The sequence below is a fragment of the Litorimonas cladophorae genome, assembly GCF_014652455.1.
Taxonomy (GTDB): Bacteria; Pseudomonadota; Alphaproteobacteria; order Caulobacterales; family Maricaulaceae; genus Litorimonas; species Litorimonas cladophorae.
Genome location: NZ_BMYV01000001.1, coordinates 631,771 through 648,260 on the forward strand (window position 1 = coordinate 631,771; position 16,490 = coordinate 648,260).

At 51.6% G+C, this 16,490-nt stretch carries 17 protein-coding genes; 4 read left to right on the forward strand and 13 right to left on the reverse strand.

Features of this window, described 5'->3' with window-relative positions:
* Window positions 1-60 precede the first annotated feature (60 nt).
* The 11 genes from parC to folK form a co-directional block, all read right to left on the reverse strand.
* Entirely contained in the window at window positions 61-2,334 is a 2,274-nt protein-coding gene (gene parC / locus IE073_RS03075) for a DNA topoisomerase IV subunit A (RefSeq protein ID WP_189581115.1), read from the reverse strand.
* Between the two features lie 76 nt (window positions 2,335-2,410).
* On the reverse strand, window positions 2,411-3,151 hold the full coding sequence (recO, locus tag IE073_RS03080; RefSeq protein WP_189581118.1) for a DNA repair protein RecO: 741 nt from the start codon (window positions 3,149-3,151) through the stop codon (window positions 2,411-2,413).
* Between the two features lie 3 nt (window positions 3,152-3,154).
* The gene (era, locus tag IE073_RS03085) at window positions 3,155-4,108 is read right to left on the reverse strand and encodes a GTPase Era (RefSeq protein WP_308428339.1); all 954 of its coding nucleotides are present in this window, start codon (window positions 4,106-4,108) and stop codon (window positions 3,155-3,157) included.
* The gene (gene rnc, locus IE073_RS03090) at window positions 4,105-4,806 is read right to left on the reverse strand and encodes a ribonuclease III (protein ID WP_189581124.1); all 702 of its coding nucleotides are present in this window, start codon (window positions 4,804-4,806) and stop codon (window positions 4,105-4,107) included. Before rnc ends, era begins: the two co-directional genes overlap by 4 nt.
* Window positions 4,803-5,579: a signal peptidase I gene (gene lepB, locus IE073_RS03095; RefSeq protein ID WP_189581127.1), complete on the reverse strand. Its 777-nt coding sequence runs from the start codon at window positions 5,577-5,579 to the stop codon at window positions 4,803-4,805. The genes rnc and lepB overlap by 4 nt, the downstream gene beginning before the upstream one ends.
* Complete coding sequence (acpS, locus tag IE073_RS03100; RefSeq protein WP_189581129.1) at window positions 5,576-5,989, reverse strand: holo-ACP synthase; 414 nt, start codon at window positions 5,987-5,989, stop codon at window positions 5,576-5,578. The genes lepB and acpS overlap by 4 nt, the downstream gene beginning before the upstream one ends.
* The gene (locus tag IE073_RS03105; protein WP_189581132.1) at window positions 5,986-6,741 is read right to left on the reverse strand and encodes a pyridoxine 5'-phosphate synthase; all 756 of its coding nucleotides are present in this window, start codon (window positions 6,739-6,741) and stop codon (window positions 5,986-5,988) included. Before IE073_RS03105 ends, acpS begins: the two co-directional genes overlap by 4 nt.
* On the reverse strand, window positions 6,738-7,325 hold the full coding sequence (gene pyrE / locus IE073_RS03110; protein WP_189581135.1) for an orotate phosphoribosyltransferase: 588 nt from the start codon (window positions 7,323-7,325) through the stop codon (window positions 6,738-6,740). Before pyrE ends, IE073_RS03105 begins: the two co-directional genes overlap by 4 nt.
* A gap of 3 nt (window positions 7,326-7,328) precedes the next feature.
* Entirely contained in the window at window positions 7,329-9,566 is a 2,238-nt protein-coding gene (locus IE073_RS03115; RefSeq protein WP_189581138.1) for a RelA/SpoT family protein, read from the reverse strand.
* Window positions 9,567-9,653: 87 nt separating this feature from the next.
* Entirely contained in the window at window positions 9,654-10,028 is a 375-nt protein-coding gene (gene rpoZ, locus IE073_RS03120; protein WP_189581141.1) for a DNA-directed RNA polymerase subunit omega, read from the reverse strand.
* 85 nt (window positions 10,029-10,113) lie between these two features.
* Complete coding sequence (gene folK / locus IE073_RS03125) at window positions 10,114-10,584, reverse strand: 2-amino-4-hydroxy-6-hydroxymethyldihydropteridine diphosphokinase (RefSeq protein WP_189581144.1); 471 nt, start codon at window positions 10,582-10,584, stop codon at window positions 10,114-10,116.
* A 47-nt stretch (window positions 10,585-10,631) separates the two neighbouring features.
* Between folK and IE073_RS03130 the strand changes: the two genes are divergently transcribed.
* From IE073_RS03130 to IE073_RS03140, 3 genes are all read left to right on the forward strand, one after another.
* Window positions 10,632-11,189 (forward strand): LabA-like NYN domain-containing protein, encoded by a 558-nt coding sequence (locus IE073_RS03130; RefSeq protein ID WP_189581147.1) that lies wholly within the window; start codon window positions 10,632-10,634, stop codon window positions 11,187-11,189.
* Complete coding sequence (locus IE073_RS03135) at window positions 11,179-11,823, forward strand: uracil-DNA glycosylase (protein WP_189581150.1); 645 nt, start codon at window positions 11,179-11,181, stop codon at window positions 11,821-11,823. Before IE073_RS03130 ends, IE073_RS03135 begins: the two co-directional genes overlap by 11 nt.
* Window positions 11,824-12,125: 302 nt before the next feature.
* Window positions 12,126-12,758 carry a hypothetical protein gene (locus IE073_RS03140; protein WP_189581153.1) on the forward strand — a complete coding sequence of 211 codons (633 nt, stop codon included), beginning with the start codon at window positions 12,126-12,128 and terminating at the stop codon, window positions 12,756-12,758.
* Window positions 12,759-12,914: 156 nt separating this feature from the next.
* On the opposite strand, the gene smpB is transcribed toward IE073_RS03140, so the two are convergent.
* Complete coding sequence (gene smpB, locus IE073_RS03145) at window positions 12,915-13,409, reverse strand: SsrA-binding protein SmpB (RefSeq protein WP_189581156.1); 495 nt, start codon at window positions 13,407-13,409, stop codon at window positions 12,915-12,917.
* 1 nt (window position 13,410) lies between these two features.
* Window positions 13,411-14,286, reverse strand: coding sequence for a 4-hydroxy-tetrahydrodipicolinate synthase (dapA, locus tag IE073_RS03150; RefSeq protein WP_189581159.1), 876 nt, complete (start codon window positions 14,284-14,286; stop codon window positions 13,411-13,413).
* 114 nt (window positions 14,287-14,400) lie between these two features.
* Between dapA and IE073_RS03155 the strand changes: the two genes are divergently transcribed.
* Complete coding sequence (locus tag IE073_RS03155) at window positions 14,401-16,479, forward strand: lytic transglycosylase domain-containing protein (RefSeq protein WP_233349772.1); 2,079 nt, start codon at window positions 14,401-14,403, stop codon at window positions 16,477-16,479.
* The last annotated feature ends 11 nt before the right edge of the window (window positions 16,480-16,490 follow it).

Sequence of the window (16,490 nt, forward strand, 5' to 3'; positions counted from 1 at the left end):
AAGCCGCCTCTCTGGGCGGCTTTTTTGTCACTTGATGGGGCTCAATAGAAGGCCGCGAACCTAAAGACCTCTAGATGGGTCAAAACTTGATTTCCGAGAGAAGCCACGTGGCGCAAGTCGCCCAGCCTGAGCGCGTTTTCCAACCAGCAAGCTCCAGTCCGACACTTCATTTCGCCGCGCTGAGGTGTCCAAGAAAGTTAGCCCGTCGTCCGCACTAAATGTAGTGATATCAGCTAGGCCACCATCTTTATATTTCTGCAACCGCACACCTTTACCGCGCGCCATTACAGGAAGATCGGCAAGGTCAAAAACCAGAATCTTACGGTTTTCCCCAATCGTCGCGATACGGTCACCTTTGGCTTCAATAACGCGAATGGCTTCAACATCACCTTTGACGTTGAGCGTTTTACGTCCACCCCGCGTGCTTGCGATAATATCGGATTCTGCGACCCGGAACCCATATCCGTCACTACTGGCCACAATGAGTTCTCTTTTCGGGTCATGCACAAACATCCCGATTGGATCATGGTCATTTTCGAGATCAACCAAAAGCCTGATCGGCTCACCATTGCCTCGACCACCCGGCAACTTGTCAGCCGTCAGCGTGTAAAATTTACCATTAGTGGCGAAGACAATAATTTTGTCCGTCGTCTCCGCATGCACTGCGAAACTCAACTGATCGCCCTCTTTGAACTTCAATGTCGATAAATCGTCGACCTTGCCTTTTAGGGTCCTGATCCAACCCTTTTCAGACATAACAACCGTAATCGGCTCTTTCGTGATGAAGGCTGTTGCCAAATCCACATCAATTTCTGGCGCAATATCAAAGGTTGTACGGCGTTTCCCGAGTTCTGTCTTCGGTCCGTAAATATCGCGAATCTCTCGAACTTGATCAGCAATCGCGTCCCATTGCAGGCTTTCCGTCGAAACCAATTCGTTCAGCTTATCCCGCTCGGCGGATAATTTGTCGTGTTCAGTTTTAATCTCGATTTCTTGCAGCTTGTTCAGGGCCCGCAAACGCATGTTCAAAATGGCGTCGGCTTGGCGTTCAGTTAAGTTGAACGTGTTAATCAGTTCCTGTTTAGGATGGTCTTCAAATCGGATGATCCGAATGACTTCATCCAAGTTGAGAAACGCGATCATATAGCCGTCGAGGACTTCCAATCGGTCCGCGATTTTGGCTAAGCGTTGATTAGAGCGACGCAGAAGCACTTCACGGCGATGATCCAACCAAGCCTGAAGAACTTCCCGTAAATCCATCACGCGCGGCGTGCGGGTTGCATCCAAGACGTTCATGTTCAAGCTAACGCGACTTTCGAGCTCAGATATCTTGAACAGACTTTCCATCAGCAGCGCAGCGTCGATGTTTTTGCTGCGAGGCTCGAGAACGATACGAATATCTTCCGCGCTTTCATCGCGCACATCAATGAGACCCGGAGATTTCTTCAGCTCAATCACTTCAGCCAATTTTTCAATCAGGCGGGACTTCTGAACCTGATATGGAATTTCGGTGACAATGATTTGATATTGGCCGCGACCTGTATCCTCGACATGCCATCTTGCGCGTACTTTGAAGCCGCCTTTGCCTGTCTTATAGCTTTCCAGCATCGACTCTTGCGGCTCAACGATAATGCCGCCCGTCGGCAGGTCAGGCCCCAATACGTAATTCATCAATGTTTCAACCCGAGCATTGGGTGTTTTGATCAAGTGGAGCGCTGCGTTGCAAACCTCGGCCGCATTATGCGGCGGAATTGAGGTCGCCATACCCACCGCAATGCCTTGGGAGCCATTGGCAAGAAGGTTCGGGAAACCCGCTGGAAGCACTAAGGGCTCTTCGTCTTCCTCATTATAGGTCGGGATGAAATCGACAGCGTCTTCATCTAAGCCCGCCAAAAGGGCGACACCCGCAGCTGTCATCTTAGCCTCGGTATAGCGCATAGCGGCTGGGCTATCCCCGTCGATATTCCCGAAGTTACCCTGCCCGTCGACAAGCGGATATCGCGTTGCGAAGGATTGTGAGAGTTTCACGAGAGCGTCATAGATCGACGCGTCGCCATGGGGATGATATTGGCCCATCACATCACCCACGATCCGCGCGGATTTTTTGTGAGAGTTTTCTGGGTTTAGCTTCAACTGGCGCATTGCATAGAGAATACGTCGATGAACAGGTTTCATACCGTCGCGAACATCCGGCAGAGCGCGCTGCGTAATGGTCGACAGCGCATAGGCGAGATAGCGGCTCGATAACGCCGTATCGAAATGTTCTTCGATAATCGCGTTTGCGGGTACGCCCTTATCGCCGTTCTTAGATTTGGTTTTAGGTGTCTTCGCCATGGAAACAGACGCGCCTTTCGAATCAGTTGCTTTACGCTACCAAACCAAGCGACGGACTGTGCACTAAACTTCAGTTTTATTGGGGATTAGCGGCAAAACCTTCAGAGGTTAGGCGCTCAATCATGGTCGCGCGGGCTTCGGGTAAGGTTCGATTGACCTCCCATTGAACCCGTGTTTCCAAAAAATAGCCTGTCAGCCGCAAACCATCCCAAATATCTTCAGGTGTCGCCTGCCCCTCACCGCGCATAAAACCTGGCAAACGCAACATTTTATCTCCGTAAGGTGCGGCCGCTTCCGTACAAACCGCCCGCCCTGAGCGCGGGGAAACATGAGTCAGATTTTCCGAACCCCCCGTTGCTGCGCAAGTGGACAGGTCCAAGCCATAGCCAAGAGCCGCCAAAAGCCCCGCTTCCCAACGCACATAGAGCGCAGGCCAGACGTCAGGATTATCCAATTGCGACACAACAATCGAAAAGACATCATGCAGAGGCGGATAAGCCTCCCGTTCTGGCAAGAGATCGCGCGTCATGATGCAGAGTGCGTTTAAGCCCGCGAGACTCAGGCGGTCATCCATCAATTCGGCTGAACGACTGTCGATGGCTTCCAACGTATAATATCCGAGATGTTCTTCTAGTCGACCGTGCCAGTCTACAGTGACCCGATTCCCGGGTTGCAGGACGGGTCGCATACGCCGACCTGTGCCACCTCTGACCAATCCCGGATGACGCCCTTTTTCGCGCGTGAAGACTTCAATAATTGCAGACGTCTCACCGTGTTTGCGGCTGCTCAGAATATATCCGTCTGCGGACCAATCCATTGATTAGACGTCGAATTCCAATCCCATGCCCGTATAGCGAGCTTGGTCGTCTTTCCACTTGTCGCGAACTTTCACGAAGAGGAACAGATGCACCTTGCGACCTAACCAATCCTGCATGTCGCGGCGCGCAGCGGCACCAATATCCTTGATGGTCTTGCCACCCTTACCCAGTACAATCGGCTTTTGTGAGGAACGACGCACATAGATCACTTGCTCAATGCGGACGTCGCCGCCTTTGAGTTCTTTCCAAGCTTCTGTTTCGACCATGCTCATATAGGGTAGTTCATCATGGAGACGCAGGAAGAGTTTTTCGCGTGTAATCTCTGCCGCCATAAGGCGCGACGGAATATCGGCAGCTTGATCGGTCGGGTAAAGCAGCGGGCTTTCTGGCATCGCATCCGCAAGAGCGAAGGCAAGATTTTCAACGCCCTCCCCATTACGAGCCGACGTCATAAATATCTGCGAGTAAACCTCCATCGCGTTGAATTCTTCGATCAACGGTAGGACCTTATCATGAGCAATTTCGTCGATCTTGTTCAACACAAGATAAGCGTTGGCCCGACGTTTTTTCAAACCAGCCGCCACGTTCTTCGTATCATCGACGGACAAGCGATCCTGCGAACTGCCTGCGTTATCTTGCTGTCTTAGCCAAGCCGGCGCGTCGACGACGTGAACGATGAGGTTACTATCGTCTGCCCCTGTCCACGCGGCGTGGACCATGGACTTTGCAAGGCGATCGGATTCATTGGGCGAGAAAATTCCTGGCGTATCGACGAGGACAACCTGCGCCTCTTGGCCTTCGCGCGTTTCAAGCATCGCAATCGCACGAATTTGGAAACGGGTCGTTTGGACCTTGTGGGTTACAATTGAGACTTTCTCCCCCACCAAAGCGTTCGTCAGGGTCGACTTCCCCGCATTCGGGGCGCCAACGATTGCTGCGAAACCTGCACGTGTCATGATGGCCATCCTTCGAGGAGATGTAAGGCGGCGAAACGTTCAGCGTCACGCTTTGATTTTCCAGTCCCTCGAGCATTGCCAATGCCATCAACGGTGACTTCAATAACGAATAGTGGTCGATGATCCGGACCGCTTCGTTCAATGATCTCATATTTTGGCAGATTCTGTCCTACGGCCATTGCTCGTTCTTGCAATTCCGTTTTCGGATCCTTGGCGGATTTCTGGACGACTTCAGCCAATATAGGTTGCCAGAATTTATCAAAGAATTTCTTCGCGTTTTTATAACCACCATCCAGATAGATCGCCGCGATCAGCGCTTCACACGCGTCTCCTAGAATGGAGGTCTTCTCACGGCCGCCTTGGCGGTCTTCTGCTGACGACACCAAAATCGCATCGCCTAAGCTAATTTGTCTGGCCACCTGAGCACAGGTTTCTTTGCGAACTAAAGCGTTTAACTGACGCGCAAGCGTGCCTTCGGCATCTTTTGAATGATGGAAAAGCGCATCGGCCGTCATAAGCCCCAAAACACGGTCACCCAAAAACTCTAGGCGCTCATTGTCTGGCGTCACCCGCTGACCATCGCCATAGGAGCTATGGGTCATTGCACGAACAAGTAGACTGATGTTCTCGAATGTGTAGCCAATCCGAGACTCCAGACCGCTTAAGCGCGGATACCGACCTTCACCAATCGCGGTCATTTGATACCCTTGAACCATCGGTCGCCGCGCATGTTGAACCACGTCCAAGGTTTAAATAGAACAAAGTCCTCATTCACAGACAGCAAAACGATTTCAGCTTTGCCGATAATATTCTCCTTCGGAACAATGCCTGCTCCGCCTTGGGCCACCGACACACGACTGTCATAGGAGTGATCCCGATTGTCGCCCATCATGAAATAATATCCGGACGGAACGGTCCGCAGCTCTGTCCTATCGAGAGGGCTATTCTTTTGAGCATCGAGAATTTCATGGGCGTTCCCGTTAGAAAATGTTTCGATTAAAAGATCGCCTGTTTCCACATTGCCGAACTGATTTGTATATTCCTGTGTACCCGCAGTCTCAACGGCCACGCGTTCACCATTGATGTATAAAAGACCCTGCTTCATCTGGATTTGGTCGCCGGGTAATCCAACGACGCGCTTGATGAAATTCTTATCATCGCCTTCGGGCCTGAAAACAATCACGTCGCCGCGGTTCAACTCTCGTTCGAAAAGTCGGCCCTTTTTAACCGGAAACGGAAATGGCGTCGCCGCATGTTTACCGAAACCAACTGTGAACTTTGAGGTGATGATATAATCACCTTTGACCAAACCTGGTACCATGGAGCCCGAGGGAATATGGAAAGGTTGGAAAACAAAAGTCCGCAAAACCAAGGCAATCCCCACAGCCCACAGGATCGTCGACAGGGTTTCAACGATGCCACCCTTTACGTCGGTTTTGTCATCGTCTGTTGTTTTGGCGGTTTTACTCATGCGCCCTGTCTAACGTCTGGTACGGCTTCGGCAATCGCAAATGCAGTGGCATAAGGATAATCATCGGAAAGCGACAGGTGAATGGCCGTGATGTGGTCCTCAGGAGAGAGCGCGTCTGCACGCTTCAAGGCTTCGTTGTGTAAAGTAATTATGGGACGCCCCGATAGGTCATTCTCTATTTCGACTGATAACCAGCTTAGGCTCCCTGTCTCAGGCCCCGCAATGGCCTTTGCCACAGCTTCCTTCGCTGCAAATCGCTTTGCATAACTCATTCCAGGACGTGCTTTGCTTTCACAATAGGCCTGCTCATGCTGGGTGAAGGTCTTATTCAAAAACCGCGCACCAAATCGATCAATGGATTGTTCAATCCTACGAATATCGCATATATCCGTGCCGATACCTAAAATCACGACGCACGCGCATCCGTCACAACACGTCGCATTTCAGTGATCGCAGCCTCTAATCCCATAAAAACGGCTTCCCCGATAATGAAATGGCCGATGTTGAGCTCCATACATTCAGGGATCACCGCGATGGCCGCCACGTTGTCAAAGGTGAGACCGTGACCAAAGTGAACTTCTAAGCCGAGTTCGTCCGCCAGTTTAGCGCTCTTTTTGAAGGCTTCGATATATGCATCGGCTTTGGCTTGATCTCCGTCATCTAGCGCATGCGCATAAGCCCCAGTGTGAAACTCGACAACTTCAGCCGCAGTGCTGGCAGCGGCGCGTATCTGAACCTCGGTCGCTTCGATAAACAGAGAGACCCGAGATCCGTTTTCTTTGAGAGCGCGCGTAATGGGCTCAATCTGATTATGACCTGATGCGACGTCCAGACCGCCTTCGGTCGTGCGCTCTTCCCGGCGTTCTGGCACGATGCAAATGGCTTTAGGTTTCAGATTCAAGGCAATCGCCAACATGTCAGGTGTGGCGGCCATTTCCATGTTCAATGGGATGTTCTGGCTCTCGCACAGCATTTGAAGACGTGTCATATCCTCATCGCGCATATGGCGACGATCTTCACGCAAATGGGCAGTTATACCATCCGCCCCCGCTTGGATGGCGGCATAAGCCCCCGCGACCGGATCAGGGTGTTCACCACCACGGGCGTTCCGGATCGTCGCGATGTGATCAATGTTGACGCCTAGGCGCGGCAGAGTTTTCACGACAGCCCTCGACTGCCAGGTTTCACGGCCGGAAGTTTTGACAGCTCTTCAGGAAGATCATTAGGATCGTAGTCAGGGAACCTTTTGGCGGCGAGGCTGACGAGTGGAACGCCAATATCAGCTTCGCCATTGGAGCGATCAAAAATACACGCCCCCGCGATAATATCAGCGCCAGTTTCGGCCGTGATGGCCGCAATACACTCACGCGAAGACAGGCCCGTTGTGACGATATCTTCTACCATCAACACCTTTGCACCTGGCTTAATCGTGAAGCCACGACGCAAAGTGAACTTGCCATCGACACGTTCGACAAACAAAGAGTCAATTCCCAAATGGCGGGCGGTCTCATATCCTGGAATAACCCCGCCCATTGCGGGGGCAATGATGACATCAGGTTGCACATCGAGGGTGGCTTGGACTTTCTCCGCAAGGGCTTTGCAGACTTTTTCCGTTAAACGCGGATTTTGAAATATGAGTGCCTTTTGCAAAAACACAGAACTGCGGCGTCCCGAGGACAAAATGAAATGTCCCTCGAGTAAGGCTCCTGCTTCGCGGAAGACATCAAGTACGTCGTCAGTATTCATTGGTCAGACTTTCAAATGAGCAGGAAGCGCGCGAGTTCTGTTGACTTTGACAACGAAAGCCGACGCGCGCAACGCGGCGATAATGGACATCAAATGGCGGTTATCGCGCACTTCGATATCAATAATCATGTCAAAGAAGGTCGGACTGCGCCGCATCGTTTTAATATTGGTCAGGTTGCCTTGAGACTCGCCAATGATTTTGGTGACGTCGGCCAAGGCTCCTGGCACATGTTGCACCGTGGCGACGATGCGTCCCATTGAGGCAGCTTGATTGGCCGCGCGACGCCACGCTAGATCGATCCAGCTTTCAATACGGTCTTCCTTTGCGGCCAACTCGTCGCAGTCGATTGTATGAATATCAATGCCGCGTCCCGCTTCCTGAAGTCCGATAATCCGATCCCCTGGGAGAGGTGAACAACAAGGCGCAAGATGCAGACCGTGGCCAGGGTTTAAGCCGTCACCTTTGATATAAAGCGCTGCGCTTTCATCATCGATAAGGTCGAGGTCTTGCACCCCGCCTTCTCGTTTCGCAGTGGACTGTCCCGGGAAGACCGCTTCGATAAAGCGGTTCATCGACAACTCGCCGCGGCCTAGCGTTTCGTAGAGCGTGGCTTCATCTGTAATTTTAAGACGTTTCAACGCATCCGTAAGAATGGCGACATCCAAAGATTTGCCTTCGCGTTTGAACGCGTGAAGAGCCAATGTTTCGCCTATGCGTCGGAACTCTTCCGATTCACCTGTTCGCGTCAAACGTCTGAGGGCCTGACGGGCGCGGCCAGTGATTGCGATATTCTCCCAGCCATGTTGCGGCTCTGGCGCGCCACCCCGGATTACTTTGACAACGTCTCCATTTTCCAGTCGCGTCCGAAGGGGAACCTCGCGGCCATTCACGATGGCCCCAATGCAAGTGTCTCCCACTTTCGTGTGCACCGCATAGGCAAAGTCGATCGGGGATGCGCCGCGCGGCAAAGCAATTAGGTCGCCCTTGGGTGTGAAAGTGAAAACCTGATCGGTAAACATCTCCAGCTTTACATTGTCGAGGAATTCATCCGCGTTACCGCTATGTTCCATCATCTCGACAAGTGGCCGAATGCGTTTTAAAGGATCCCCGCCTGAAGCGTTAGCGCGGTCCGGGTCATAGCCGTAGCTTTCGTCCTTATAGGCCCAATGCGCCGCAACGCCGCGCACGGCGACGTCTTCCATGCGTTCTGTTCGTATTTGGATTTCCACGCGACGGTTTTCAGACGTCTGGATTGTCGTGTGAAGCGATTGATATCCGTTCGGTTTTGGCACTGAGATGAAGTCTCGGAAACGGGCCGGCATCGCACGGAACGCGCCATGAAGAACACCTAAAACCTGATAGCAGGTCTCCCGACGTTCGACGATGATCCGAAACGCGTAGATATCAGCGACGTCATCAAAACTGATGTTTTGACGCTGTAACTTGCGCCATATCGCATAAGCCCGCTTTTCTCGACCATAAACCCGAGCCTCAACGCCGCCTGCTGCCAGAACGTCCTTGAGGGCGGTGAAAACTTGGCTGATGGCCTCGCCTTGCGTGGATCGCCAGACCTCAAGACGCTTTTCAATACTCTCGTAAGCGGCCGGGTTGATATGGCAAAAAGACAGATCCTCGAGCTCTGAACAGATTTTGTCGACACCGATACGCCTCGCTAGCGGTGCGAAGATCTCAAGCGTTTCGCGCGCGATACGTTCCCGAGAGGATTGCTTCGGGTGAAACTCGAGCGTGCGCATATTGTGCAGGCGGTCGCAGAGTTTGACCAGTAGCACTCTAACGTCCTTGGAAACCGCGAGGATGAACTTTTGAAAATTCTCGGCTTGCGCACTTTCGCGCGATAAGTTGGGCCGTGACATCTCCACTTGACCCAGCTTTGTAACCCCATCGACTAATTCGGCGATCTCTGGCGTAAATTCTTTTGCGAGTTCCTCAACGGTGACGTCAGTATCTTCCAGAACATCATGCAAGAGCGCGGTACAAATCGTGGCCACATCCAGATGTAAGGACGCGACGATCCCCGCCACTTCAATCGGATGCGCGTAATACGGATCCCCTGAATGACGCAATTGTTGGCCGTGGGCTTGGACCGAATAGACGTAAGCCTTATTCAGCAAAGCCTCATCCGCAGAGGGGTCATATTTTTTGACGAGATCAACCAACTCGTACTGACGCAGAAAACGCTGTGGCTTATGCGCCTGTGATATTTCGACAAGTGTACTCACGAACCACCGATATAGAGGGAGCGGCCAATAACAGCCAATAAAAAAGCCGCCTCGAAGGGCGGCATTTTCACTATATTTCGTTTTCGCTTAAAAACGTGAGGAACTGTCGTTGTCGCGATCACCTTGCAGGGCGCGAAGCACGTCAGCTTCAGACATTTCAGCCTGTGGCTCTGCGTCGCCATGACCAAGCGCCAAGACAGGTGCATCACTTTCCTCATCTGGCAGATCGTCGTCCTGAATGACGCGTTGGAGACCAACCACTAGAGATTCGCGCAAATCAGCCAAATCAAGTGTTTCGTCTGCAAGTTCACGCAAAGACACAACAGGGGTCTTGTCGTTGTCACGGTCAATCGTCAGAGGCGAACCTGCGGCGATGTTGCGCGAACGATGAGATGCAAGAAGCACAAGGTCAAAACGATTAGGGACTTTTTCGACGCAATCTTCGACAGTAACGCGGGCCATGTTCACTCCAATACAAAAAGGCCGTATCGAAACGGCCTAAGGTCGGAAGCCTTTTAGGCAAAAAAACCCGCCTAATCAACCATATTTACCACTGCTCGACATAACGCATCGCACGCACCTCGGCCTCTGGCAATGCGTCGGCATATTGCAGCCAGTTCTCGTCAATTTCCGACGCGGGAATGAGAACAAAACTACGCGTCAGCATGCGAGGATGCGGCAAGATCAGGTGATCGCTGTTCCGGGTCTCATCCCCGAAGATCAAAAGATCAAGGTCTAGCGTACGCGGAGCATTGGCCACACTTCTCTCGCGCCCAAGCGCTGCCTCAACGGAGAGCAGTTCCGTCATCAATTCTTCTGGCTCGCCAGAATATCGCCCCGAAACAACGGCATTTAGGTAATCTGGATAGCCCTTTCCCGCAGGCCAGGCGGGTGATTGCCACAAACCAGATTTCGCCGTGAATTCAAATCCGCGGGTCGACAGCATGGCCAGTGCAATCTGAAACGTGACTTTTGGACTGGATAGATTGCCGCCAAATGCAATAAGGCACTCCGTCATCACCTATGATATCCCACATAGACTGATATTTGATCGAGAACACATATATGGCCTTTTACCCAGATGAGCGCATCGCGCTATTTGTCGACGGAGCAAATTTTCACTCCACCGGAAAATCACTCGATTTTGACATTGATTACAAGAAGATGCTTGAACTTTTTAAGACCAAAGGTCGATTAGTTGGTGCAAATTATTACACAGCCCTTCTCGAAAATGACGACTATTCCCCCATACGCCCGCTGATCGATTGGCTGGACTATAACGGCTTTAATGTCGTCACAAAGCCCGCAAAAACCCAGATTGATCGCGATGGCCGTAGCCGCATCAAGGGGAATATGGATATCGAAATGGTGGTCGATATGATTCAACTGGCAGACCACGTTGACCACATTATTCTCTGTACGGGTGACGGTGATTTTCGCGCTGCCGTGCAAGCGGTTCAGCGCAAGGGCACGCGCGTTTCCGTTGTCTCATCACTGAAGACCCGTCCCCCAATGCTCTCCGACGACCTGCGGCGGCAGGCCAATGCGGTCATAGAAGTAGCGGATATGGCTGACCTCATCGGACGCCCGCGCCGCGACTATGCGGATCACGATGATGACTGATATCAACGCCCCCTATGGCTGTCGCAAATGCCCTCGCCTCGCGAGGTTCTTAGACGCGCAGCGCATTGCTTTGCCCGGCTATTTCAATGGACCTGTGCCGAACTTTTATTCGCCTGACCCGAAACTCCTCATTGTTGGCCTCGCGCCTGGCTTGCATGGGGCGAATCAAACGGGGCGTCCGTTCACAGGTGATGCTGCTGGCGACCTGCTCTACGCGGCTCTTGAAAAATATGGGTTTTCGACGGGCACTTATGACAAACATAAAAATGATGGGCTTCAGCTCAATTCGGCCATGATCACCAATGTTGTTCGATGTGTTCCACCCCAGAACAAGCCCGTCGCGGCTGAAATCAACACCTGTCGAGACAATTACCACACCCCGCAATTGCAGGCCCTGCCAAATCTAAAGGTGATGTTGTGCCTCGGAAAGATCAGCCATGACAGCACTTTGCGGTCGTTGGGAATGCGGCTTGCAACGCACAAATTCGGACACGGGACAGAGTATGTAGACGATTTGGGGCGAACAATCTTATCCAGCTATCATTGCTCTCGCTACAATACGAACACCAACCGCCTAACCGAACCCATGTTCTTTGAGATATTCGCGCGCGCGCGGGAGATTTGTGACGGATAGCGAGGTTATGCCTTGGTAGTAAAATGCGTCTAATTCTTACCGAAAGCAGGCAACGCTGTGTGTCGCAGAGCTCTCGATAAAGACGGCGCGCCTATTTCTCCCTCAGAGGCAAAGCGGACGACGAGATATGTTAAAACACTAAATTGCGGCCGGTTAAAAAAGCAAAGTGCGGCCAGTTTAGCTTTCGAGGGATCACCATAAATTTGCCTAAAACGAAATTCATGTTTTATTTTTATAAAGGCTTAGTTCAATAATTTATTTAAAAGCGTTTTCTTAATAATGGACACTAAAACCAGTACCGCATGATAAATCCGGAAGCCATATTCACCTTTGTTTTTGTTGCGGTACTTCTGGCCATTCCATTTGCGATAGGCATGAACTTATCACGAGCCCTTCGTAATAGGAGGGAAATCAAGTCTCTAATCTCGGAAGCAAAGCATTCCTCGGGGCGCGTCGTTGGATACACAAAGCGCAGATATGATTCCGAAAGCATAGGCCAATACTATCCGATTTTCGAATACAAAACTGATGATGGGCACCTCCTTTGGGCCGAAGGTCAAAGCTGCGATATTGATGAATACCCGATAAATTCTAGCATAGAGCTGATGTTTCATCCGCGCGACAAACGGGATGTTGCATTTGTGGTGACGCAAAATCTCATGCAAATGCGCATGAATTTTGAAAAGAATTTGGGTGTATCATTTAATATTTTTGCCACTATTTTTCTCATCGCTTGCATCGTCTACTACAAAAAATACGAGCCTGTTCATCTAATCGCTTTGACGCTTAGCTACGCAATTGGTTTGATATTCGGTGTCATTTTGAGCACCGAAAAGGCCGATGAAAGATTGAGAGTTCAGTCGAGCGAAAATAGAAATAGGCGTTTGGTCGCTGCGCAAAAAAAATACGTCATTCCGTGCTATCTTGAGGAGTAAAGACTCATTCAAAACATTCTATAAATTGTATTGCCGATATCTGCCATCAGGGAGATAAACTGGCGACTTCAATACTCTAGGATAGACTTTTACCCGCATAGCAGACAGTGACGGGTAGAAGCTCGTAGCACAAACCAGCGCCTAAAACGCTCCGCGCTACCCTCTTTCACGCATTAGGCGGGATTTTTGCTTTTGCCAATCGCGGTTCTTTTCGGTTTGGCGCTTGTCGTAATTTTGCTTACCTGTCGCTGTCGCGATCAGGAGTTTGGCTTTGCCCTTTTCATTGAAATACATTTTCAATGCGACAATTGTGCGGCCCTTACGTTGCGTTTCACCCAGCAACTGATTGATTTGTTTGCGCTTTAGTAGAAGTTTGCGTGGGCGCGTGGGCAGGTGATTAAACTGGCTCGCGGGCGCATAAATTGGAATGTTGGCGTTAATGAGCCAAGCTTCATTGTTCTCTATGGAGATGTAGCTCTCTGCAATATTGCCTCGGCCTTCGCGCAGAGCTTTGACCTCGGTCCCGACCAACATGATGCCAGCTTCCATCGTGTCTTCGACGGCGTAATCGTAGCGCGCTTTCCGGTTTTCCGCGAGGACCTGATCGTGGACACCTGCCTTCTTTTTCCTGCCTCCAGCTGCGCTCGACATATCAGTAGGTCACACCTGCTTGGGCCATTGCGGCCTTCACAATATCTTTGGTGCTCTCGCGGCAAAGCGTAATCGGTAGACGGACGTCAGGCTGCATTTTCCCCATCAGGGACAACGCATATTTCGCGGGTCCCGGGCTTGGATCGACAAATAGGTCTTTGTGCAGCCGGTCGAGCGTTCCATTCATTGCGCGGGCTGAGATATAATCTCCCGCAAGGAGCGCATTATGAAACGCCGCGTAAGCCGCAGGTGCAATGTTAGAGCCAACCGAAATGGCCCCGTGGCCGCCATGTGCGCTATGACCTAATGAAGTTGGGTCATCCCCAGACAATTGAATAAAGTCTTCACCGCAACGTACGGTCAGACCGGCCACACGGGCAATGTCGCCCGTCGCATCTTTACAGCCGATTACGGTGGGGAGTTTGGAGAGGCGTTCCATTGTGTCTTGTTCAATATCAACGACACTCCGCCCTGGAATATTATAGACAACGATCGGAATATCGACGGCTTCCGAAATTGCCTTGAAATGCTGAAAAATACCTTCTTGCGACGGCTTATTGTAATATGGTGTGACAACCAGTGCCGCGTCGGCGCCCATGGCTTTGGCGTGTTGCGCGTATTTGATTGACACGCGCGTCTCATTCGACCCCGCCCCTGCAATGACTGGAACGCGACCATTTGCGGCCTCAGAGGTGAGACGGATGACGCGTTGATGCTCTTCGTCCGTCAGCGTGGCGCTCTCTCCCGTCGTCCCACACGGGACAAGACCGTGCGTCCCACTATCGATTTGCCATTCGACAAAATCTTGGAAGGCCTGTTCATCGATCCGATCATCTTTGAATGGCGTGACGAGAGCTGTAATCGACCCTTTTATCATGTTTGTCTTTCGCGATGCGGTTGTGTAGGCCTCAATATATCGCCGCCTGATAGCGTCGATTTAGACTCGGGTTCAAGAAATGGTTTGACCCAGTTACACTACTCTATTGGAAGAATGTATATGTGGGCCAGTCGTAAAGTCGCAACACGCCAAAAAATTGGCTTAAAGAAGGCGATTTTCGTATTTGTCTGCACAGTTGCCGCATCTTCCGCGAGTTTTGCCGCCGCACCAACGCCTAGATTAAAGCCGACCCCGCCCGCGATGTCCGCATTTTTAAGCGAACCTGATGCAAAAATATTCAGGGCTGGCCTGAGCGCAGCCAAAGCCAATCGTTGGGCTGAGCTGGAGCGATCGATTCTGCGAACAAATGATCCAGTTGCGAAGGATACTTTGCGTTGGTTGCGCGCGACGCGAGATCGGAACGCCCCGATTGACACCTTGACCTATGTTCACAAAAATATGCCTGACTGGCCTCGGCTCACAACCGTAAGAGCGGAAACTGAGCGGCGAATGTTTGATGAGGATTGGACGACGCAAAAGGTTCTGAATTGGTTTGCGGGGACGGAACCTGTCTCAGGCGAAGGTCGCGCCGCCCTCGCCCGCGCATATTTCGCGACCGGTGATCAAGCCAATGCCGAAAAATATCTGCGTTTAGCTTGGACGGAAAGCAAGCTTACGCGCGATCGTCAAAAAAAGATATTTGGACGCTACAGCAAAAGGCTAACGAAAACAGATCATGCCGCGCGGGCGGATCATCTCATTTGGTCCGGTACGGGTCATTTTGATAAAGCCCGCGCGCTTTTACCCCATATGAGCCGCACCGACCGACGACTGATGAATGCCCGAATGAAGCTTCGGCAAAATGGGTCTGGCATGGACGCGGCTTTGCGTTTGATCCCAGACGATAAATTGTCTGATCCTGGCCTTCTCTACGAACGCGCGCGCTGGCGGCGGAAGAGAAAAACGAAAGAATATGCGCTTCCGATCTATATGGCCGCCAGAACAGCGCCGGTGTCCGACATCGGTAAGTCTGCTATGTGGCGTGAGAAAAAGCTCATGGCCTATTGGGCCATCGCTGAAAACGACATGAAGGAGGCCTATCAGCTGACCCTCCATCATGGATTTGAACGCGGTACGGGATTCGCGGAAGCGGAGTTTTTGGGTGGCTGGCTCGCGCTCACGCAGATGCGGGAACCAAAGCGAGCATTACGGCATTTCACCCGTTTACGTGACGGCGTTGGCTCTCCCATTTCGCTTGCGCGCGCCCATTACTGGATCGGCCGCTCGCACGAGACTTTGCGGGACGGACAACAAGACATCCATTACCGCGCCGCCGCACAATATCGAAACACCTATTACGGCATGCTCGCTGGACTGGAAGTTGACGGGGCGAGCCACGCGATCGCTCTTCCCCAGGAGTATATTTCGCCAGAAGACACGGCCTCATTCGCAGCGGATAACCGTGTACGCGCCCTGCACCTTCTTGGCGAAGCTGGCGAGCAGCGATATTTTTCTCAGATCGCTTTTCATCTAGACGACGAAGTCGACAGCTTGTCGAAACTTTCCCTGCTATCGAAACTCTCCGCTGATTACGGGTTTATGCGTCCGTCACTGCGCGCCGCAAAGCAAGCAGGACGGTTTCAATCCATGTTGACTGAAAGCGGTTACCCGACCGTTTCAGCCATCGACTCCCTCTCGAAAACTGAATTTGAACACGCCTTTGTTTACGCAATAGCGCGGCAAGAAAGTGAATTTGCTACCAATGCCGTAAGTTCGGCGAGAGCTTATGGTATGATGCAAATGATCAATGCGACCGCCAAAGCGACAGCAAGAAAGCACAGGATACCCTACGATGTAAATCGCTTGGCGTCCGACGGCGATTATGCCGCAAAAATGGGCGCTCTCCATCTCAACGACCTGCTAGACCGCTGGGACGGCTCCTATATCCTCGCCGCTGTCAGCTATAACGCGGGACCTCATCGGGCAAAGCAATGGATCGAGAAATATGGCGATCCCCGTACCGGCGAAATTGACGCTATCGACTGGGTAGAAAAAATTCCATTTTCCGAAACGCGAAATTACGTCATGCGGGTTTTAGAAAATATGCAGGTCTATCGCGCCCGCTTAAACAATAACTATCACCCAAACCAGATAGAGCGCGACTTGAGAGTTGGTCAGCAGGCTTTTAATTAGAGACCCAGCGC